We start from the raw sequence: 19,731 nt of genomic DNA, 5'->3' as shown, positions 1-19,731 counted from the left end.
GTGCGGCCATGGCGCACGAGTGCCGTTGATCTGAGTCAAGCCCGCGAAAACCCTGCTTCGTAGACTGGTTTGCACTGGCGGATCACCCGTCGATGGAGCGATTCCGATGAGCTACAAGAGCATGGTCGTGCACCTCGATACGAGCACCCGCGCGCATTCGCGCCTCGAGTTCGCATTGCGCGTCGCCCGGCGCTTCGGTGCGCATCTGACCGGCCTGTTCGCGGTCTACACGCCGGAACCGCATTCGTTCTACGTGATGGCCGGGTCCGCCGACTACTTCCGCGAGCATCGCGAACAGCGCGACGAACGGCGCGCCGCGCTGGAGCGGCTGTTCCATGCGGAAACGGCGCGCGCGAAAGTGCCGGCAGCCTGGGTGCGTGCCGACGAGCGCGCGAACCTGGCCGTGCCGCGCGCCGCACGCCTTGCCGATCTCGTGATTGCCGGCCAGAGCGACCCCAACGACCCCGAGACCTATATCGACGACCAGTTTGCGGAAAATCTCGTGCTATCCGCGGGCCGTCCGGTGCTGTTCTGGCCGTACACCGGTGAATTCCCGTCAGTCGGCGAACGGGTGTTCGTCGCGTGGGACGGCAGCCGGGAAGCGACTCGCGCCGCGCACGACGCGACTCCCTTTCTCGAACATGCGAAGCGCACGACTGTCGCCGCCGTGGTCGACGGCGATTCGGAAGCCGCGGCCACGCGCATTCCGGCCGCCGATGCCGCGCTGATGCTCGCGCGCCATGCACGCGACGTGAACGTGCTCGATATCGATATCGGCGACGGTTCATCGGTCGGCGACACGTTGCTGTCGCGCGCTTATGAAACGGGTTCCGACCTGCTCGTGATGGGCGCCTACGGCCACGCGCGCTGGCGCGAGCTGGTGATGGGCGGCGCCACGCGCACGGTGCTGGCGTCGATGACGCTGCCGGTGCTGATGTCGCACTGAGCCGTCCGATGCGTACGCTCGCGCTGCTCGTCGTCAATGCCGGTTCGTCGAGCGTGAAGTTCGCGGTCTTTGCGTATCCGCCGCACGGCGATCCGGCGCGGCGGCCGCTGCACGACGGTGAAGCGGTCACAACCGGCAACGGCGCGTCGATCCGCTTCGATGCGCAGCCGCACGATTCGCTGCCGCTCGTCGCGGGCGATCCGTACCGCGCCGTGCTCGCGCGGATCGCGACGTGGATTCGCGTGCAGTTGCCGCACGTCACGCTCGGCGCGATCGCGCATCGCGTCGTGCACGGCGGCGCGCGGTACGTGGATCCGGTGGTCGTCGACGACGACGTGCTGGACGCGCTGCGCACGCTGACGCCGCTCGCGCCCCTGCATCAGCCGCACAGCCTGGACGCGATCGACGCGCTGCGCGACGCGTTTCCGGACGTCACGCAAATCGCGGTGTTCGACACGGCGTTTCATTGCACGCTGCCACGTGTCGAGCAACTGCTGCCATTGCCGCATACGTGGTTCGACCAGGGCGTGCGTCGCTACGGCTTCCATGGACTGTCATACGAATACCTGGCCGTCGCGCTCGACGAGTCGTTCGGCGCGCGCGCGCACGGTCGCGTGATCGCCGCCCATCTCGGCAGCGGCGCGAGCCTGTGCGCGCTGCGCGACTGCCGCAGCGTCGCGACGACCATGGGCTTTTCCGCGCTCGACGGCTTGATGATGAGCACCCGCTGCGGGACGCTCGATCCTGGTGTCGTCCTCCACCTGCTCGAGGCCGGGAAGCTGTCGGGCGACGACCTGGGGCACCTGCTGTATCACGAATCGGGGCTCAAAGGCGTGTCGGGCGCGTCGGGCGATCCGCGTGTGCTGCTGGCGTGTGAAGCAGCCGGCGACACGCGGGCCCGCGATGCACTGGCACTTTATGTCCATCGCATCGTGCGTGAAGCGGGTGCGCTGACCGCGCTGCTCGGCGGTCTCGACATGCTGGTCTTCACCGCCGGCATCGGCGAACACTCGGCGGTGTTGCGCGAGCGGATCTGCACGTCGCTCGGCTGGCTCGGCATCGAACTCGACGCGCGCGCGAATGCCGCGCATGCCCATGTGGTGTCGTCTGCGTCGAGCGCGGTCACGGTGGTCGTCGAGCCGACCAACGAAGCCTGGATCGCGGCGCGCGCCGCGGTGCGCGTGCTGCGCGGCGACCGCGACGGTTGATCCAGATCAGCGCGACCGGCACGCGTGCGCCGATGATGATTCCATCGGCATCCGCTCAAGGAAACGTCATGTACTCGAACATTCTGGTTGCGCTCGACGGCAGCGATACGTCGTCGCGCGCACTCGACGCCGCGCTGACGCTCGCGTCGCAGACGCATGCGCGGCTGACGCCCGTCTACGTCGTCGATTTCCTGGTGCCGGCGTACGACGCGGCTGGATACGATCCATCGATCCTGATCGATGCATTCCGCGACGAAGGACTGCGCGTCACGGCGGACGCGGCAACACGCATGAAGGCGCGCGGCGTGGCCGGCACGCCGCAGATCGCCAATGTCGCGCCGGCGGGTGAAGACGTCGCGCAACGGATCGTCGGCTTCGCCGGCGAAATCGATGCCGACCTGATCGTGCTCGGCACGCACGGCCGGCGCGGCTTTCGCCGCGTCGTGCTGGGCAGCGTGGCCGAACGCGTGCTGCGGCATGTCACGTGCCCGGTGCTGATGATTCCGGCGCGTTGCGCGGCCGCGGCATCCGCCGGTACCGCCGCCGCATCAACCGAAAAGGAGCCGTCATGAGCTACAAGACCCTGCTCGTCCATCTCGACGACAGCGACCGCTGCAAGGCGCGCGTCAATCTCGCGCTCGAACTCGCGGGACGCTGGAATGCGCACCTGATCGGCCTCTACGCGGTCTGTCAGGATCTATTCGAGCCGTTGCGGCGGCCGGACGAGCCGCTCAAGCTGGCCGTCTACGAACGCCTGTGCGAGCAGCGGCGCAAGGATGCGGAAGAACGATTCCTGATGGCCGCCGAGCGCGCCGGACGCAGCGTCGAATGGCAGGCGCCGGCCGGCGACGTGACCGGTACTGCGATCCTGCATGCACGCCATGCCGATCTGCTGGTGCTGGGCCAGGAAAATCCCGACGACCGCATGACTTTCGTGGCGCGCCATTTCGTCGAGGACGTCGTGATGGGCAGCGGACGGCCGGCGATCGTCGTCCCGTACGCGGGCGACGTGAGAACGCTCGGCGAGAACGTGCTGATCGGCTGGGACGGCGGACGCGAGGCCGCCCGCGCGACGGCCGACGCGCTACCGCTGCTCACCCGCGCGCGCTTCGTCCACGTCGAGACGGTCACCCGCGGGCATCCCGATCCGGACGAGACGCCGGCCGGCGTCGATGTCGCCGCGTATCTCGAACGGCACGGCATTCGCGCGTCGTTCTCCACCACGCCGCGCGAGCGGTCGGTGAGCGTGGGCGCGATGCTGCTGAACCGGGTGACCGACGTGCATGCGGATCTGCTGGTGATGGGCCTGTACAGCCATGCCCGCATGCACGAACGCGTGCTGGGCGGCGCGACGCGCACGATCCTCGAGACGATGACGGTGCCGGTCCTGCTGTCCCACTGAGCGAGCGACAACGGGCAGCCGCTTGCGGCCGCCCGCTCGTTGCCACGCCCGTCACGACAGGTCGGCGCCCGCGCCCGGCCCTTCCCGCACGACCAGCACCGGCCGATCCGCGATGCGCACCAGCGCTTCGGCGACGCTGCCGAGCAACGCCCGGCGCAGCCCGCGGCGACCATGCGTGCCCATCACGATCAGGTCCGCATCGCACTCGGCGGCGGCGTGCGCCAGCACGTCCGAAACGCCCGCTCCACACGCATCGATCGTGCGCGCGATGCCGCGTACGCCGGACCGCCGAAACGCGGCTTCCGCGTCCGAGATCGCGGTCGCGGCGTTTTTCGCGTCCAGTCCGCTCGAGTCGCGCTGATCGACATCGCCGTTGTCGACGCTGGCCGGCCGGAGCGCGTCCGATACCACGCACGTGGCGATGACCCGGCCGCCCGAATGGCGCGCGAGCGAAATCGCCTCGTCGAGCGCGAGCCGCGCGCTGTGGCTGCCGTCGAGTGCCACGAGGATCCTTTGGTACATGTTGCCTCCCTGCTGCCGTGCGGGTTCGATCGGTTCATCGAGCCAGTCTGATCCTGACGGGCACCGTTGCCTTGATACCGGTCAACGCTCGCCATACGCGTCCGGCGCACGCCAGCGCAGATCGCGACAAGTTGCCGCGCCCCTGTAGGAATCTCCCTACAAGACTTCCCTTTCACCTACCGCAACTTCAATTCCCGCTGATTTTCTTGACGGCGCGCAACATCCATACTGCATTCCGAAAAGCAAACGTGCCTCACGGAGCCAGGGCAGCAGCATCGTCGAGACCGGCGTATCGGTCTTCCTGCGCGTCCGATGAGGCTTTCCCGAGAGGAAGGCGGCAGACACCAAGGCCGCCGGTACAACGGCCAGCGCGATTCCGCCCGAACGGCGAGCCGCCGCTGCCCCAACTGGAGCCGACCATGCAGAGCAGTGCCGAAGTCTCGACGACCATGCCGTCACGCCCGTTCATCCCGCTGCACGCGGTCCAGCCGGCCGATCAGCCCAAGCGCGCCGCAGCCCGCTGTTCGACGTGCGCGTTGCGTACCGTCTGCATGCCATCCGATCTTTCGCCTGACGATTTCGCGCGCGTCGACGCGATGATCTGCACGACGCGCCACGTCAAGCGCGGCGAAACGCTGTTCCGAGCGGGCGATGCGTTCAACAGCATCTATGCGGTGCGAACCGGGTCGTTCAAGACCATCGTGATGCATCGCGACGGCAACGAACAGATCACCGGCTTCCAGCTCGTCGGCGAGTCGCTCGGGCTCGATGGCGTGCACACCGGGCACCACAACGGCGACGCGATCGCGCTCGAGGACAGCACGGTCTGCATCATTCCGTTCGGCCAGCTCGAGCAGATGTGCCGCGAAGTGCGGCCGATGCAGCATCACGTGTATCAGATGATGGGCGGCGAGATCGTGCGCGAATCGTCGCAGATGCTGCTGCTCGGCACGATGTCCGCCGAACAGCGCGTGGCCGCGTTCCTGCTGAACCTGTCCGCACGCTTCAAGGCGCGCGGCTATTCGGCCGCGGAATTCGTTCTGCGGATGACGCGCGACGAGATCGGCGAATATCTCGGGATGAAACTCGAAACGGTCAGCCGCATGCTGTCGAAGTTCCAGCACAAGGGGCTCGTCGCGACGCAGGGCAAGCAGATCCGGATCGTCGACCTGGAAGGCCTGCGGCAAATCTGATCGCGCCGCATGGCGCCGTCTAGCAGATCAACCACGCATGCCCAGCACGGCGGCGCCCGACACGCGCCCGCTGCGCAAGTCGTCGAGTGCGCGGTTGGCATCGGTCAGCGCGTAGTGCACGGCCTCGACCTGCAGCGGCATCGCGTCCGCGATCCGCATGAAGTCGACTGCATCCGCACGCGTCAGGTTGGCCACCGACGCGATGCGGCGCTCACCCCACAGCCACGCGTACGGAAAGGCCGGGATGTCGCTCATGTGGATGCCGCCGCAGACGACGATCCCGCCTTTGTCGACCGCCCGCAGCGCGGCCGGCACCAGTGCCCCGACCGGCGCGAAAATCAGCGCGGCATCGAGTGGCTCGGGCGGCGCTTCGTCGCTGCCGCCGGCCCATGCGGCGCCCAGCGACCGCGCGAGCTGCTGCGCCACGGTGTCGCCGGGCTTCGTCAACGCAAACACCGTGCGTCCTTCGCGATGCGCGACCTGCGCGACGAGATGGGCCGCGGCGCCGAAGCCGTAGATTCCGACGCGGCGAGCGTCGCCCGCCATGCGCAAGGTTCGATAACCGATCAGCCCGGCGCACAGTAGCGGAGCGGCTTCGAGGTCGGAATAGCGCCGCGGCAGATGCACGCAATACCGATGGTCGGCGACGGTGCGCTCGGCATAGCCGCCGTCGATCGTATAGCCGGTGAAGCCCGGGCTGTCGCACAGGTTTTCGCGGCCCGATGCGCAATACGCGCAATGCCCGCAGGTCGAGCCGAGCCACGGTACGCCCACCCGGTCGCCGATGGAGAAACCCGTTACGCCTTCGCCGAGCATGCGCACCGTTCCGACGATTTCGTGCCCCGGAATCAGCGGCAGCTTCGGATGCGCGAGTTCGCCGTCGACGACGTGCAGATCGGTTCGGCAGACGCCGCACGCATGGACGTCGATCAGGAGCTGGCCGGCAGCGGGCGACGGATCCGGCATGCGCGCTTCGCGCAAATGCGGTGTCGTGCCGTCAAACATCATCGCGAGCATGCTCGCCTCCCCACCGCGCGATCGTGTTCGCGCGCTTCGTGTTTCAAGGCTACTCGTCGCGCATCGCGCGTGCACGGCGCGGTGACGGGCGGTTGATGTGGGTCAACGGCCGGCGGGCGGTGCAGCGCTACGGACGAGGCCGGATGCCACGGTCGGCAACGATGGCCCTTAGCGCGCGCCGGCACGCTTCGATGCGCTTCCGAAGCGGCGCGCCGTGCAGGAACCCGCCGATCACATCGGCACGATTCCTTGCGGGGCTTCGACCGCTGCTGTCACGTGTCTGCCATCGTCGACCGGTAGCGTTCGAGGCTGCTCCCGCTTTCGACAGACGAATCCGCCATGCAGCGCACCTCGCGCGCCACGCCCCACGTTTATGCGGCCACCTCCCGCGCCCTCGCCGCCAGCCTCGCGATCAACCTGCTGCTGCTCGCGGCCGAAGCGGTCGCGGCGTGGTCCGCGCATTCGTCTGGCCTGCTCGCGGACGTCGCGCATGCGGCGATCGATCTCGCGGCCGACGCGCTGATCCTCGTCGCATGCCGGCTCGACGCGCGGCTTCCGCCCGAGCGGCGCCCGACCTACGAGCCGCTCGCGCTGGCAGGACTCGGCGCGCTGCTCGTCGCCACAGGCGTGCAGATGATCTGGCACGCGGCAAACCGGCTCGATGCGCCGCCGGTCGTGCAGCCCGGCGCGCTGACGCTCGCGCTCGTCGTGTTCACGCTGAGCGGCAAGGCCGCGCTGTCGCGCTGGATGCTGCGCAAGGCGCGCGAAATCGGCTCTGCGCTGCTCGAGGCGAGCGGCTGGCATGTGCGCACCGACGCGCTGTCCGCGTTGCTGGCGGCGCTGGCGATGTGCGCGGCGTGGGTCGGCCTCGGCCGTCTCGACGATCTCGCCGCGCTTGCGATCGGCGCGATCGTGATTCGGACGGGCGCCGGGTTCATCCGGCGCGGTGGCGCGCAATGGCCGGCATTGGCGGCGTGGGCGAACCGTTCGACGCGCGGGTCGTGACGAGGTTCGTCGTCTCGTCCCGGGCGAGGAGCTGAAGCATTCGAACCCCGCCTTCGATGGCGTACGAAACGCGTGCGACGCCGTGCGCTGGGCCGCCGCCAGTGCGCGCGATCTCGGTGCGCGCATCGGCGCGATCGCCCCGGCCGGCGACAGCGGAGGCGGCAACCTGGCCGCGGTCGCCGCGCTGCAGTTGCGCGGCTCGGGCATCGCGATCGCGCACCAGCTGCTGCTGTATCCGGTTGTCGACTGCGCGACCGAGCATCCGTCCTACGCGTCGCTCGGCGTTGCATCGATCCGTGAGTTTCCGCCTGACAGGCTATCGTTTGTTTTTCTGAAATACAGTCTCGGGTTTGTATTTTGACGATACATGCCATAGACTGTATTTTTCGATTACAAGCGATCGCCTGTCATTTCGCGGAGAGCCCATGGCATTCCCTGTCCAGACCTTGAGCCAGTTGCGCCCGATCCTCGTCGGCTTCCGGAAGTCGGCGGGGTTCACGCAGGCGCAGCTCGCCGCTCGCCTCGGCGTCACGCAACAGTCGTACGCGCAGCTCGAATCCAATCCGTCCGCGGTCAGCATCGAACGGTTTTTCAAGGTGCTGAACGTGCTCGGGGTGCACCTGACGCTGGATCCGGGCACGCCGGACGACGTGGCGACGCCGGACGTCGCCGCGCCCGGGCCTGTGTCCAGGCGTGCTGCGGCCGTGCGCGGTCGCAAGTCAGGTTCTGCCGGCTCGGCCGCCTCATCCGATACCCCAGTCCGCCCGCCGGCCGCCGCGAAGGCCCCGTCCGCCGCCGCGCGAAAACGACCTGCCGCGGCGACACCCGGCAAGCCCCGCAACCCCAAGCGGGAGGACTGGTGACGATGGCCCGCCGCCCCCGCCACGACCGCCTCGACCTGTGGATGAACGGCATCCCGGTCGGATACTGGGAAGTCCGGCGCGGCGTCGAGCGCCTCGTCTACCTGCCGGCGTGGATAGACGATCCGCAGGGGCGTCCGCTGTCGCTGTCCCTGCCGTTCACGCCCGGCAACCAGCCGCACCAGGGCGCGATCGTCGCCGATTACTTCGACAATCTGCTGCCGGACAGCCAGCCGATCCGCCGCCGCATCGCGCAGCGCTACCGGCTCGGCTCGACGGCGCCGTTCGAACTGCTCGCGTCGATCGGGCGCGATTGCGTCGGTGCGCTGCAGCTGCTGCCGCCCGACGAGACGCCGGTCGACCTGCAGGCCATCGACGGCACCGCGCTCGACGACGCAGCCGTCGCCGACGTGCTGCGCCACGCGACCGCCGCGCCGCTGCCCGGCCACGCGGAACCGGACGGCGAATTGCGTCTGTCGATCGCCGGCGCGCAGGAAAAGACCGCGCTGCTGCGCCACGGCAACCGCTGGCTGCTGCCGGCGGGCAGCACGCCGACCACCCATATCTTCAAGCTGCCGCTGGGGCGCGTCGGGAACATGCAGGCCGACATGCGCACGTCGGTCGAGAACGAATGGCTGTGCTCGAAGATCGTCGCCGCATACGGGCTGCCGGTGGCCGCGTGCGACATCGGCCGGTTCGACGACCAGAAGGCGCTGATCGTCGAGCGCTTCGACCGCCGCCCGTCCCGCGACGGCACGTGGATCCTGCGGCTGCCGCAGGAGGACATGTGCCAGGCGACCGGTACGCCGTCGGGCGCGAAATACGAATCCGACGGCGGCCCGGGCATCGCGACGATCATGGGCATCCTCGCGAATTCCGCCGAAGCCGCGCAGGACCGCAAGAACTTCTTCGTCACGCAGCTCGTATTCTGGGTGCTCGCGGCCATCGACGGCCACGCGAAGAATTTCAGCATCGCGCACCTGCCGGGCAACACGTATCGGAGCACGCCGCTGTACGACGTGCTGTCCGCGCATCCGATCATCGGCACGCGACGCAACCAGCTGCCGCCGCGACGCGCGCGGCTGGCAATGGCCGTGTGCGGGAAGAATCGCCATTACGTGATCGCCGACATCCAGCCGCGCCACTGGATCGCGCAAGGCGCGCGTGTCGGTCTGACCGAAGACGAGGTCCGCGCGGCGATGGCTGCCGTGGCCGCCCGCACCGAACCGGCGATCGCCGACGTCGCGTCGCGCATTCCCGCGGACTTCCCGGCAGACGTGGCCGATGCGATCTTCGACGGGATGCGCCGCCAGGCGCGCAAGCTCAGCGCGGCCGACTAGGCGGTGCGGGCGCGGCTGCGCTACGTTGGCAGGTCGTCCACCTGGACGACGCGGAGCCGAACCGCGTGCCGGCGGTGGGGGTTTGAGGTCGAGCCGCGGCTGACCCCGCGATCGCGGCTACCGACGCGCCACTCTGCCATTCAGCCGTTCAGCCCGCGTCGCGGGCGCGGGCCAGCGCCGCGAGGTTCCCTTCCCCGAATCCGTGGTGCCCTTGCCGCTGCACGATCTCGAAGAAGATCTCGCCGGGCCGGCGCTTGACGAAGGTCTGGAAGAACAGCCGCGGCACGCCATCGCTGCCGATTTCGCCGTCGACCAGCACCGCGCGGCGGCGCAGCGCATCGAGATCGACGCCGTGCCCCGGCAGCCGCGCATCGACTTCGTCGTAATAGCGCGCCGGCGGCTCGATGAATTCGACGCCGTTCGCGCGCAGCGCATCGACGCTCGCCAGAATGTCGTCGGTCGACAGCGCAACGTGCTGGACGCCTTCGCCGGGATGGTCGGGTAGATACGCGTGCATCAGCTCGGTGCGCCGCGTGCCTTCCTCGTACACGGGAATGCGCACCGCGCCGCACGGCGACACCATCACCCGCGACTCTTCCGATACATGCCAGTGCGCGTCGATTTCATGGATTTCGCGGAAGTGCAGCAGGTCGTGGTAGAAGTCGAGCCATTCGCGCATGCGCCCCGCGCCGACCGTCTGCGTGAAGTGGTCGACTTGCTTCAGGCCCGTGCCCACGCAATCGTGATCGGTATGGGCGGTCGCGATGTCGATCGGCCGGAAATCGATGTCGAAAATCGAGATGTCGCCGACGCCGCCGCGCTGGCCGTCCCGCCCGCGCCAGCGGTCGACGAAATAGAGGTGCGAATCGCCGATGCCCTGGATCGCGGGAATCTTCAGCTCGCCGACTCCGATTCGCTCGCCCTCGAACGCCCACGCGCCCAGTTCGATCGCCCGCTCGAACGCGCGCCGCGCGCTCGCGACGCGCAGCCCGATCGCGCAGACGCCCATCCCGTATTCCTCCGCATAGCGCGCCGCGAACGATTCGGGCTCGGCGTTGATCAGGAATTGCATCTGCCCTTGCCGGTACAGCGTGACGTTCTTGCTCACATGGCGCGCGATCGCCTTGAACCCGAGCTGCTCGAAGCGTTGCGCGAGCGCGTCCGGCACCGGCGCCGCGAACTCGACGAATTCGAGCCCGGCCATCCCGAGCGGATTGGCGGCCGGATCGGCGACGGGCGGCGTATCGCTGGACAGGGGGTGGGAATTGCCGGGCATTCCAGTCTCCGGGGGCGGTCGATGGGGATGACGCCCGGCGCGCGCGGCACGCCCGGCCGATGCGAGGGCCGGACATCCGCCCGATCCGGGCGAGGTTTTAATGGTCCAGATTTTAACCAGTTCGTTCACGGCGGCACACCCTGGCCGAACGGGATATCGGTGCCTCGCCTAGTGCAAACCCGAAAAGCGTTCGATAATCGCACAGAATAGAACGATAATCGCGCACTTTGGCCGATCGGCTAATTGCCGTGACGGCGCGCGCACCCTATTCTCCGCTCACCCTATCGACTTAATGCAGCATCGGACGCGGCGCCGCCACGATTCCACGATGCGCCGTGCCAGGAGACTTCGCATGACACCTACCTTCGATACCCTCGACGCCGCCGCCGGCGCCCGCGCGCGCAGCCAGGCCCGCAAGGCCGCGATCGGCAGCTTTGTCGGCGCCGTCGTCGACTGGTACGACTTCCTGTTGTACGGGATCGTCGCCGCGCTCGTATTCAATTCCGAATTCTTCCCCAAGATCAGCCCGACCATGGGCACGCTCGCGGCGTTCGCGACCTTCGGGGTCGGCTTCCTGTTCCGTCCGCTCGGCGGGGTCGTGTTCGGCCATTTCGGCGACCGGCTCGGCCGCAAGCGGATGCTCGTGCTGACCGTAATGCTGATGGGGCTGTCGACCGTTGCGATCGGCCTGCTGCCGGGTTTCGCGACGATCGGCTGGTGGGCGCCCGTGCTGCTGGTGCTGATGCGTGCGATCCAGGGCTTCGCGGTCGGCGGCGAATGGGGCGGCGCGGCGCTGATGGCCGTCGAGAGCGCGCCGAAGCAGAAGAAGGCGTTCTACAGCAGCGGCGTGCAGGTCGGCTACGGCGTCGGGCTCGTGCTGGCGACGGGGATCGTGTCGATCCTGAGCCATACGCTCGGCGAGGCCGCGTTCAAGTCGTGGGGCTGGCGCCTGCCGTTCGTGTTCAGCATCGTGCTGGTGCTGATCGGGCTGTGGGTCCGCAAGAGCATGGACGAGTCGCAGGAGTTCGTCGAGAAGGTCGAGCACGGCAACCGCAAGCTGCGCCTGCCGGTGCTCGAAGCGCTGACGCGCCATCCGAAGGCGTTCCTGCTGATCGTCGCGCTGCGGCTCGCCGAGCTGTTCACGATGTATATCGTCACGGCATTCGCGCTCAGCTACTCGACGTCGAACCTGGGCCTGTCGCGCGACCTGTTCCTGAACATCGGCCTGCTGGTCGGCGCGGTGAGCTGCGTGACGATCCCGTGCTTCGCCTGGCTCGCCGACCGCTTCGGCCTGCGCCGCATCTACCTGATCGGTGCGGTGATCGGCCTCGTGTCGGCGGTGCCGTTCTTCGTCGCGCTGGAGTCGCGCTCGATCGCGTGGATCGTCGTGTTCTCGATCCTGTTGGCCAATGCCGCGCACGACATGGTCGTGAGCGTCCAGCAGCCGCTCTTCACCGAGCTGTTCGGCGCGGAATACCGCTACAGCGGCGCGGGCGTCGGCTATCAGTTCGCGAGTGTGGTCGGCGGCGGGTTCACGCCGTTCATCGCGGTGGCGCTGGTCAGCATGGCCGGCGGTTCGTGGCACTTCGTCGCCGCTTATCTCGCGGTGGGCTGCCTGATCTCGCTGGTGGTCGCCGCGCGGATGCGGGCGGCGCAGTGACGCAATGACTACATGGCCGGCCCGCTACGCGGCCGGCCATTTCGCACCCCGGCAGTCGGGCGCAATCCGCGCCCGCCCAACGTCAAACACGGTCAATCCCGCACGCAGAAGCCCCTTTTCGCCGCTGAACATTCCACGTCGCGTGCCGACCAATGGCATCATATGGGCCTACGTCAGTCACCGATACGCCCCCATATCATGTCGAATCTCATCGTCCACGGCGGCACTCCGCTGCGCGGGGACATCCAGCCATCCGCGAACAAGAACGCCGTCCTGCCGATTCTGTGCGCCACCCTGTTGACCGATCAGCCGCTGCGCCTCGTCGGCGTGCCGGACATCACCGACGTGCGCAAGATCCTCGACATCTTCCGCACGCTCGGCAGCGACGTGTCGGTCGATTTCACGACGGGCATCCTCGAGCTCCACCATCGCAACACGACGTTCGACCCGGCCGTTCACCGCCTGCCCGAGGCGATGCGCTCGTCGATCATGCTGATTCCGCCGCTGCTCGCGCGCTTCGGCGTCGCGCGCCTCGAGAACGACGTGAAAGGCTGCACGCTCGGCGTGCGCGAGATCGATCCGCACGTCGAGGTGTTCGAGCGCTTCGGCGCGCATATCGAGCGCACGCCCGATTCGCTGATCGTCCGTGCCGACGGCCCGCTGACGGCCAACCATCACTGGTTCGACTACGCGTCGGTCACCACCACCGAAAACTTCGCGCTGTGCGCGACGGCAGCGAGCGGCACGTCGACGCTGATGAATGCGGCGTCCGAGCCGCACGTGCAGGAGTTCTGCCAGTTCCTCGCGATGATCGGCGTTTCGATCGAGGGCATCGGCACGTCGCGTCTGTGCGTGACGGGCGGCGGCAAGCTCGGCGGCGGCGAATTCCGCTTCGCCGAGGATTTCCACGAAATCGCGACGTTCCTCGCGCTCGGCGCGATCACGGGCGGCGACATCACCGTGCGCAACTCGTCGCCGGAGCATTTCCCGCTGATCGACCGGACGTTCGCGAAGTTCGGCGTGACCGTCACGCACCGCGACGGCTGGTCCCGCGCGGAACGCGACGGCCCGCTGCGCGTGCGCCGGCCGTTCACGCAGAACATCCTGACCAAGGTCGAAGCCGCGCCGTGGCCGTACGTGCCGGTCGACCTGCTGCCGATCTTCATCGCGCTCGGCGTGCGCGCGGAAGGCAGCGCGATGTTCTGGAACAAGGTGTACGACGGCGCGCTCGGCTGGTCCGGCGAACTGTCGAAGTTCGGCGCGCACGTGCTGCTGTCGGATCCGCACCGGCTGATCACGTTCGGCGGGCTGCAACTGACGCCGGCGCGCGTCGAGAGCCCGTACATCATCCGTGTCGCGATCGCGTTGCTGATGGTGGCCGCGAGCATCGAAGGCCGCTCGGAAATCATGAACGCGCTGCCGATCCGCCGCGCGCACCCGCACTTCGTCGAAAACCTGCGTTCGGTCGGTGCGAACGTCGAGTGGACGAGCGGCGAGTAACACCCTGACGGTACGGCGCGCGTCATGCGAGCGCCGTACCGCATCCCGCATTCGGTCGCAGGCACCGCCGGCCGCCCCTCCCGCGTTACTCGCCGCCCCCGCAGGCGGCGTCGCCGGCGCCCATGTGGTCGAACCCGTAGAGCATCACGGCCGTCGTGCCGCGCGCGGGGTTGCTCGGGCGCTTCGCCAGGCTTTCATCGAGCGGGCTCGACGGATACTGGACGCTCGTGTCCATCAGGTTGTCCGGCTGCGTCCGCAACTCTGCTTCGGTCAGCTTGCGCCCCTCAGCACGCGGCAGCCCGAACGCGTTCCGCACGTCCACTTCGTTCCACGTCCCCTTCAGCGTGACGGTGACCATTTGCAGGTCGCCATGCTCCCAGTCCAGGTCGACCTTCGTCGCGAGCGGATGCACGCTGGTCGCGAGCCGGTCGGGAAACGCAGGGCCTTCGTAGTACACCTTCGTGTTCTTGCACGCGTCGCCGGTGTTCCGGTACTTCTTCAGCGTGCAATTGAAGCGCCTGTCACGGTAGCCGAACGCCGTTTCGACGTAGCAGCCGAATTTCGGCGACGTCATGCGCGGCCATGCACGTACGTCGACGGTTGGCTTTGGGAGTGTCGCGCCGGTCGACGGATTCGCCGCAAGCAGCGGCATGGTCGCGACGAGCACGGCCAAAGCGGATTCGCGAATTTTCATTGTTCTGTTCCAGTCGGGCTGGCGATTCTAGCGCGGCTTTGCAAGCATGTACGCGCGACCCATATGGCGCAGCGCATGAAACGGCGCGCGAATCTGTTGTTGTCGACGTTCATTTCCCCGCGCTCCGGCCGCGAGTCCAGCATCCAATCATGCAAGGCTCGATCCCCGTGCGCCCGGCGGCGCGCCCGCAGCCGGTTCGATTTGCGCGATAATCGCCCATTCCTGCGCGAACACCGCGCACGCACACGTCGCTGCCCACGATGAAAAAAACCGACCTCGACCGACGCGACTGGATCGCCGGCCTCGAAAAAGGCCTGGCGATCCTGGAAGCATTCGACAGCCAGCACGCGCGGATGACGCCCACCCAGGCCGCCGCCCGCACCGGGCTCACGCGCACGGCCGCGCGGCGCTACCTACTGACGCTCGAATCGCTCGGCTACGTGTACACCGACGGCAAGCTGTACGGCCTCACGCCGCGCGTGCTGCGGGTCGGCTGGTCGTACTTCGATTCGGCGCGGCTGCCGCGCACGGTCCAGCCCTATCTGCAGCAACTGAGCGCGTCGCTGAACGAATCGGCGTACGTGAGCGTGCTCGATGGCTGGGAACTCGTGTTCATCGCCCGCAACGGCGTGTCGCGCGTGATGACGACCGGCTTCGTGCTCGGCGCACGCGTGCCGGCGCCGCTGACGTCGCCCGGCGTCGTGCTGCTCGCGCATCATCCGGATCGGGAGGCCGTCCGCGCGTGGCTCGCCGACGCCGAACTCGCGCCGTTCACGCCGCACACGATCACCAACAAGGCACGACTGCTCGAACAGGTCGACCACGCGCGCGACGCGGGCTTTGCGGTCATCGAGCAGCAATTGCAGGTCGGCGTGCGCGGCATCGCGGTGCCGTTGAAGAACCGTCACGGCGAAGTCGTCGCCGCGCTGAGCACGAACATGCCGATCGGCACGGAATCGACGGATGCGGCCGTGCGGCGCGTGCTGCCGCATCTGCAGGAAGCCGCGCTGGCGATGCTCAACGTGCTGTAGGGGTTCGGCGCAAGCGCGCACGCGCTCCGGCCCCCGAGACGGTCACCCGATCCGCCACCATCGCGGCAGCAGATCGCGCACCTCCCGCCGCCGGTAACGATCGTCGATCAGGTGCACGACGCCCTCGTCGTGCTCGGTGCGGATCACGCGCCCGGCCGCCTGCACCACCTTCTGCAAACCCGGATACAGATACATGTAGTCGTAGCCGTTGCCGAACCGCGCCTCCATCGCGCGCCGCATCTGTTCGTTGACGTCGTTGACCTGCGGAAGCCCGAGCGTCGCGATGAACGCGCCGATCAGCCGCTCGCCGACGAGATCCACACCTTCCGAGAACGCCCCGCCCAGCACCGCGAAGCCGACCCCGCGCCCGCCCGCGTCGAAGCGCGCCAGAAACGCGTCGCGCTCGCTTTCGGCCATGCCGGGCGCCTGCGCCCACACGGGCACATCCGGATGACGCGTCTGCATCAGTGCGACGACGCGACCGAGATAGTCGAAGCTGCTGAGAAAACCGAGGTAGTTGCCGGGCCGCGTCGCATACTGCGCGGCGATCAGGTCCGCGATCGGCTCGAGCGAACGGTCGCGGTCGCGCCATCGAGTCGACACATGGCTCGCGACGCGCACGGTCAGTTGCTCGGCGCGAAACGGCCCGTCGACGTCGAGCCACCCCGTGTCGGCCGGCAGCCCGAGCGTGTCGCGATAGAAATGAAACGGGCTCAGCGTGCCGGAAAACAGCACGGTCGCGCGCGCGGCTTCGTAGCGCGGCGCGAGAAAGGCGGCCGGAATCACGTTGCGCACGCACAGCGTCGACTGGATGCGGCGCTGGCGGCCGGCCGGCGCGACGCCGTCGAGCCCCGACTGGCGCGGCAGCGGCTCGCCGTGCAGCGTCGTGTCGAAGATCGACGCGCTGTCGAACGCGTCGGCGAGCACGCCGAACTGGATCGCCTCGAAATGAAACCGCAGCAGCGCGTCGTCGTTCGTGCGCGGCGCATCGGTCAGGTGTTCGCCGATCGCCGCGACGAGGTTCTGCACGGCCGACACGATCGGCCCCGGAATCTCCGGATAGGCCGCATAGCGCTCGGCCTGTGCGCGATTGACGGTGCCCCATGCGCGCGCGAGCCGGTCGAACGCCTTGCGCAGCGCCGCCGGCGCCGCCTCGCGCGCGGCCGCGAACGCGAACGGGTCGAGCGACGCGCTGTACATCCTGCGAGCGCGATCGAGCAGGTTGTGCGCCTCGTCGACGAGCACGCCGACTCGCCACTGGTTCTGCTGCGCGAGCGTGTGCAGCATCGCGCTGCCGTCGTAGTAGTAGTTGTAGTCGCCGATCACCATGTCCGACCAGCGCGCCAGCTCCTGCGACAGGTAATACGGACAGACGTCGTGCGCGAGCGCGGCCTCGCGCACGGTGGCGCGATCGAGCAGCCCGGCGCCGATCGCCGCGTCGCGCGCGGCCGGCAGCCGGTCGTAGAAGCCTTGCGCGAGCGGACACGATTCGCCGTGACACGCGCGGTCCGGATGCTCGCATGCCTTGTCGCGCGCGACGAGCTCCAGCACGCGCAGCGGCAGCGCCGGCGTACCGGCGCCGAGCGTCGTCGCCGCCTCCAGGGCGAGCGCGCGGCCGGGCGTCTTCGCGGTCAGGAAGAACACGTGATCGAGCTCGCCCTCGCCGCATGCCTTCAGCAGCGGGAAGACCGTGCCGAGCGTCTTGCCGATGCCGGTCGGCGCCTGCGCCATCAGGCAGCGTTCGTCGCGCGCCGCCCGATAGACGGACACCGCCAGTTCGCGCTGACCGCTGCGGAATTGCCCGTGCGGAAACGCCAGCCCACGCAGCGCCGCATCGCGGGCCGCGCGATGCGCGGTCTCGCGCTCGGCCCAGCCGACGAAGCACGCGCACTGCTCGGTAAAGAACGCGGCGAGCACGTCGGCGCTCAGCGTTTCCGTCAGCACGGTCTCGCGCTCGGACACGATGTCGAAATACACGAGCGCGACGTTGATTTCCGTAAGGCCGCGTGCGTCGCACATCAGGTGCGCATAGACCTTCGCCTGTGCCCAGTGCAGCGCGCGGTGATTGGCCGGCATCGCATCGAGGCTGCCGCGGTAGGTCTTGATCTCCTCGAGCCGGTTCGCGACCGGATCGTAACCGTCCGCGCGTCCGCGCACGGTCAGCGTGCCCCAGGTGCCGGTCAGCGCGATCTCGGTTTCGTAGCGCGCGCCGCGCTTCGACGTGACGGCGCCATGACCGGCGATGCCTTCGAGCGCGGTCGGCGCGGGCGTGAAGCGCAGGTCGAGATCGCCGCGTCGCGCGGTGAACTCGCACATGGCCCGCACGGCGACGACATAGCTCATGCGGACAGCCCCGCCGCCTCGGCCTGCGCGACGTCGGCGCCCGCCCATTCGACATCGACGACACGCACCGGAATCCCGTGCGCGACGCAGTACGCGAGCCAGCGCGTCTGGTTGTCCTGCAGCCGGTCGCCGGGGCCCTTCACCTCGATCAGCTCGTAGCGCCGCTCGCCGGGCCAGAACCGCACGAGGTCGGGCAGCCCCGAACGGTTGCTGCGGATGTCCGCGAGCAGGCGCGTGAACCACAGCCGCAGGTGCTCGGGCGGCAGGCAGGCCAGCGCGTCGTCGAGCAGCTCGTCGGTCAGCACGCCCCAGAACACGAACGGCGATTGCAGCCCCGCTTTCGTCGCATGGTGGCGGCGGATCGTGTCACGGTACGCGCCCGAGTCGAGCTGCGCGAAACAGGCGGCGAACGCGTCCGTGCGGCGCACCGCGAAATCGGGCGCGTGCAGATCGGCCGGGCCGCGCTGGAACGGGTGAAAGAACGCGCCGGGCACGGCCGCGAACACGGGCTCCCAGCACAGCAGCCCGAACAGCGAATTGATCAGCGTGTTCTCGACGTAATGAACCGGTGCGTGGGGCTGCGCAAGATGGTCGCGCACCGCGAATTCGACGCTGACGAACGCTTCCGGACGCGCGAGCACGAGCGTTTCGCGCGGCACGTCGTGCGCGCGGCCCGCGCGTTCGACCCGCTGCCCGAGACGCCGCTGCAGGCGCGGCAGCATCCGCTCGACGCGCTGGCGTTCCTCGTCGCTTTCGAAACCGCCGCGCGCGTCGAGCGCCAGCGCGAGTGCGTCGTCATCGCGTCCGCAGCGCTCGAGCACGCGGATGCGCCGATGCCGGCTGCCCGGCCACGCGCTGCGCGCATACGCGTCGAGCGCGGCGTCCCAGTCGGCGCGCCGCTCGCACGCTTGGCCGAGCGAGAACAGCAGCTTCGAGCGGCGGGTCGCGAGCCACGGCTGCGCGCAGCCGATCGCGTCGATCGCGTGCAGCAGGTCGTCGAAGGGGAAGTCTTCCGGCCATGCGTCGAGGGCTTCGCGGCAGGCCTGCAGCGCGAGATACGCATCGACGTCGGCGCGCTGCTGGAACGCTCGCGACGACGGCGCGAACGGCACGCTCTCGTACTGGAACACGCCGAGATCGGCGAGCACGAATTCGCTCCAGTCCTGATGAAGATTGCCGAAGAACATCAGCCGCAGCCGGTCGCACAGCGCGCCGACCGTCACGCGCAGCACGCAATCGTCGGCCTGCGCGCACCACGCGTCGAGCGGCTGCGCGACGTCGTGCACGAGCCGCAGCCGTTCGAGCCAGTCGGGCTTGCGCTCGCCCGCATGCGCGGCGAGCGACGGGAACGTCTTCAGCAGATCGGCCTTGGTCGACAGCGCGAACAGCTCGTCGAGCGTGAGCGCGGGCGCCGGATCGATCCAGCCGAGTGCGACGAGCGGCGCGGCTGCGTCGAGCGTGCTGCCGATTTCGTCGTACACGAGCTTGCTCGCCCGGAAGTCGGAGCCGGTGCGCATCAGCATCCGCACGAGCAACGCGCGCGACGCTTTCGGCAGTTGCGCGAACTGCCGGAGAAACGCGTGTTCGTGCGCGTCGAGGAGGTCGTCGTAACGCTCGCCGAGCCAGGCCAGCGCGCGTTCGAAATTGTTCAGGTAGTAAAACGCCGGAGGCGTCGGCGATGCAGGCGTCACGGGGATCGATCACTGTACGTTTGTACAGGTACCAATCATATCA

The 19,731-nt window shown here is 68.5% G+C and carries 17 protein-coding genes and 1 pseudogene; 12 read left to right on the top strand and 6 right to left on the bottom strand.

What is annotated here, in order from left to right; genetic code table 11:
• Positions 1-106 precede the first annotated feature (106 nt).
• From ACP26O_RS28515 to ACP26O_RS28500, 4 genes are all read left to right on the top strand, one after another.
• Positions 107-946, top strand: a complete 840-nt coding sequence (locus tag ACP26O_RS28515; protein ID WP_175662774.1) for a universal stress protein — start codon at positions 107-109, stop codon at positions 944-946.
• 8 nt (positions 947-954) lie between these two features.
• Positions 955-2,154 (top strand): acetate/propionate family kinase, encoded by a 1,200-nt coding sequence (locus tag ACP26O_RS28510; protein WP_175662775.1) that lies wholly within the window; start codon positions 955-957, stop codon positions 2,152-2,154.
• Positions 2,155-2,222: 68 nt separating this feature from the next.
• Positions 2,223-2,726: a universal stress protein gene (locus ACP26O_RS28505; protein ID WP_175662776.1), complete on the top strand. Its 504-nt coding sequence runs from the start codon at positions 2,223-2,225 to the stop codon at positions 2,724-2,726.
• Complete coding sequence (locus ACP26O_RS28500) at positions 2,723-3,556, top strand: universal stress protein (RefSeq protein ID WP_175662777.1); 834 nt, start codon at positions 2,723-2,725, stop codon at positions 3,554-3,556. The genes ACP26O_RS28505 and ACP26O_RS28500 overlap by 4 nt, the downstream gene beginning before the upstream one ends.
• Before the next feature lie 51 nt (positions 3,557-3,607).
• On the opposite strand, the gene ACP26O_RS28495 is transcribed toward ACP26O_RS28500, so the two are convergent.
• Positions 3,608-4,078, bottom strand: coding sequence for a universal stress protein (locus ACP26O_RS28495; RefSeq protein WP_175662778.1), 471 nt, complete (start codon positions 4,076-4,078; stop codon positions 3,608-3,610).
• Between the two features lie 419 nt (positions 4,079-4,497).
• Between ACP26O_RS28495 and fnr the strand changes: the two genes are divergently transcribed.
• On the top strand, positions 4,498-5,271 hold the full coding sequence (gene fnr / locus ACP26O_RS28490) for a fumarate/nitrate reduction transcriptional regulator Fnr (protein WP_011658819.1): 774 nt from the start codon (positions 4,498-4,500) through the stop codon (positions 5,269-5,271).
• Positions 5,272-5,298: 27 nt separating this feature from the next.
• Here fnr and ACP26O_RS28485 read toward each other — a convergent pair whose 3' ends face one another.
• Complete coding sequence (locus ACP26O_RS28485) at positions 5,299-6,288, bottom strand: zinc-dependent alcohol dehydrogenase family protein (RefSeq protein ID WP_175662779.1); 990 nt, start codon at positions 6,286-6,288, stop codon at positions 5,299-5,301.
• Positions 6,289-6,627: 339 nt separating this feature from the next.
• Between ACP26O_RS28485 and ACP26O_RS28480 the strand changes: the two genes are divergently transcribed.
• From ACP26O_RS28480 to ACP26O_RS28465, 4 genes and pseudogenes are all read left to right on the top strand, one after another.
• Positions 6,628-7,293, top strand: coding sequence for a cation diffusion facilitator family transporter (locus ACP26O_RS28480; RefSeq protein ID WP_105831042.1), 666 nt, complete (start codon positions 6,628-6,630; stop codon positions 7,291-7,293).
• A 67-nt stretch (positions 7,294-7,360) separates the two neighbouring features.
• Positions 7,361-7,576: pseudogene (locus ACP26O_RS28475) on the top strand (alpha/beta hydrolase fold domain-containing protein); the annotation flags it as partial.
• Between the two features lie 142 nt (positions 7,577-7,718).
• Entirely contained in the window at positions 7,719-8,156 is a 438-nt protein-coding gene (locus tag ACP26O_RS28470) for a helix-turn-helix domain-containing protein (RefSeq protein ID WP_175662780.1), read from the top strand.
• Positions 8,157-8,158: 2 nt separating this feature from the next.
• On the top strand, positions 8,159-9,493 hold the full coding sequence (locus ACP26O_RS28465; protein WP_175662781.1) for a type II toxin-antitoxin system HipA family toxin: 1,335 nt from the start codon (positions 8,159-8,161) through the stop codon (positions 9,491-9,493).
• A 148-nt stretch (positions 9,494-9,641) separates the two neighbouring features.
• On the opposite strand, the gene ACP26O_RS28460 is transcribed toward ACP26O_RS28465, so the two are convergent.
• On the bottom strand, positions 9,642-10,769 hold the full coding sequence (locus ACP26O_RS28460; protein WP_175662782.1) for a 4-hydroxyphenylpyruvate dioxygenase family protein: 1,128 nt from the start codon (positions 10,767-10,769) through the stop codon (positions 9,642-9,644).
• A gap of 352 nt (positions 10,770-11,121) precedes the next feature.
• Here ACP26O_RS28460 and shiA point away from each other — a divergent pair, with 352 nt between their 5' ends.
• Entirely contained in the window at positions 11,122-12,429 is a 1,308-nt protein-coding gene (gene shiA / locus ACP26O_RS28455; protein ID WP_011658812.1) for a shikimate transporter, read from the top strand.
• Positions 12,430-12,627: 198 nt separating this feature from the next.
• Positions 12,628-13,929, top strand: a complete 1,302-nt coding sequence (locus ACP26O_RS28450; RefSeq protein ID WP_175662783.1) for a UDP-N-acetylglucosamine 1-carboxyvinyltransferase — start codon at positions 12,628-12,630, stop codon at positions 13,927-13,929.
• A gap of 85 nt (positions 13,930-14,014) precedes the next feature.
• On the opposite strand, the gene ACP26O_RS28445 is transcribed toward ACP26O_RS28450, so the two are convergent.
• Positions 14,015-14,623, bottom strand: coding sequence for a hypothetical protein (locus ACP26O_RS28445; RefSeq protein WP_105831037.1), 609 nt, complete (start codon positions 14,621-14,623; stop codon positions 14,015-14,017).
• 260 nt (positions 14,624-14,883) lie between these two features.
• Here ACP26O_RS28445 and ACP26O_RS28440 point away from each other — a divergent pair, with 260 nt between their 5' ends.
• Positions 14,884-15,654, top strand: a complete 771-nt coding sequence (locus ACP26O_RS28440; RefSeq protein ID WP_006759962.1) for an IclR family transcriptional regulator domain-containing protein — start codon at positions 14,884-14,886, stop codon at positions 15,652-15,654.
• A gap of 42 nt (positions 15,655-15,696) precedes the next feature.
• Here the strand turns inward: ACP26O_RS28440 and ACP26O_RS28435 are convergent, their stop codons facing one another.
• Together ACP26O_RS28435 and ACP26O_RS28430 are read right to left on the bottom strand one after the other, a co-directional pair.
• Positions 15,697-17,997: an ATP-dependent DNA helicase gene (locus ACP26O_RS28435; RefSeq protein WP_175662784.1), complete on the bottom strand. Its 2,301-nt coding sequence runs from the start codon at positions 17,995-17,997 to the stop codon at positions 15,697-15,699.
• The gene (locus ACP26O_RS28430; protein WP_175662785.1) at positions 17,994-19,688 is read right to left on the bottom strand and encodes a VRR-NUC domain-containing protein; all 1,695 of its coding nucleotides are present in this window, start codon (positions 19,686-19,688) and stop codon (positions 17,994-17,996) included. Before ACP26O_RS28430 ends, ACP26O_RS28435 begins: the two co-directional genes overlap by 4 nt.
• Positions 19,689-19,731 lie beyond the last annotated feature (43 nt).

The organism is Burkholderia sp. R-40 (genome assembly GCF_049942845.1).
GTDB classification, from domain to species: Bacteria; Pseudomonadota; Gammaproteobacteria; order Burkholderiales; family Burkholderiaceae; genus Burkholderia; species Burkholderia ambifaria.
Note: the sequence above shows the minus strand (reverse complement) of the source record. Positions and strands in the feature narration are given on the sequence as shown.

What these genes read in the sequence shown, in the direction of transcription:
- ACP26O_RS28495 (WP_175662778.1), bottom strand. Translation starts at nt 4,078, where the DNA reads ATGTACCAAAGGATCCTCGTGGCACTCGACGGCAGCCACAGCGCGCGG.
- ACP26O_RS28450 (WP_175662783.1), top strand. Translation starts at nt 12,628, where the DNA reads ATGTCGAATCTCATCGTCCACGGCGGCACTCCGCTGCGCGGGGACATC.
- ACP26O_RS28470 (WP_175662780.1), top strand. Translation starts at nt 7,719, where the DNA reads ATGGCATTCCCTGTCCAGACCTTGAGCCAGTTGCGCCCGATCCTCGTC.
- ACP26O_RS28445 (WP_105831037.1), bottom strand. Translation starts at nt 14,623, where the DNA reads ATGAAAATTCGCGAATCCGCTTTGGCCGTGCTCGTCGCGACCATGCCG.
- ACP26O_RS28485 (WP_175662779.1), bottom strand. Translation starts at nt 6,288, where the DNA reads ATGCTCGCGATGATGTTTGACGGCACGACACCGCATTTGCGCGAAGCG.
- ACP26O_RS28460 (WP_175662782.1), bottom strand. Translation starts at nt 10,769, where the DNA reads ATGCCCGGCAATTCCCACCCCCTGTCCAGCGATACGCCGCCCGTCGCC.
- shiA (WP_011658812.1), top strand. Translation starts at nt 11,122, where the DNA reads ATGACACCTACCTTCGATACCCTCGACGCCGCCGCCGGCGCCCGCGCG.
- ACP26O_RS28510 (WP_175662775.1), top strand. Translation starts at nt 955, where the DNA reads ATGCGTACGCTCGCGCTGCTCGTCGTCAATGCCGGTTCGTCGAGCGTG.
- ACP26O_RS28435 (WP_175662784.1), bottom strand. Translation starts at nt 17,997, where the DNA reads ATGAGCTATGTCGTCGCCGTGCGGGCCATGTGCGAGTTCACCGCGCGA.
- ACP26O_RS28465 (WP_175662781.1), top strand. Translation starts at nt 8,159, where the DNA reads ATGGCCCGCCGCCCCCGCCACGACCGCCTCGACCTGTGGATGAACGGC.
- ACP26O_RS28515 (WP_175662774.1), top strand. Translation starts at nt 107, where the DNA reads ATGAGCTACAAGAGCATGGTCGTGCACCTCGATACGAGCACCCGCGCG.
- fnr (WP_011658819.1), top strand. Translation starts at nt 4,498, where the DNA reads ATGCAGAGCAGTGCCGAAGTCTCGACGACCATGCCGTCACGCCCGTTC.
- ACP26O_RS28440 (WP_006759962.1), top strand. Translation starts at nt 14,884, where the DNA reads ATGAAAAAAACCGACCTCGACCGACGCGACTGGATCGCCGGCCTCGAA.
- ACP26O_RS28505 (WP_175662776.1), top strand. Translation starts at nt 2,223, where the DNA reads ATGTACTCGAACATTCTGGTTGCGCTCGACGGCAGCGATACGTCGTCG.
- ACP26O_RS28500 (WP_175662777.1), top strand. Translation starts at nt 2,723, where the DNA reads ATGAGCTACAAGACCCTGCTCGTCCATCTCGACGACAGCGACCGCTGC.
- ACP26O_RS28480 (WP_105831042.1), top strand. Translation starts at nt 6,628, where the DNA reads ATGCAGCGCACCTCGCGCGCCACGCCCCACGTTTATGCGGCCACCTCC.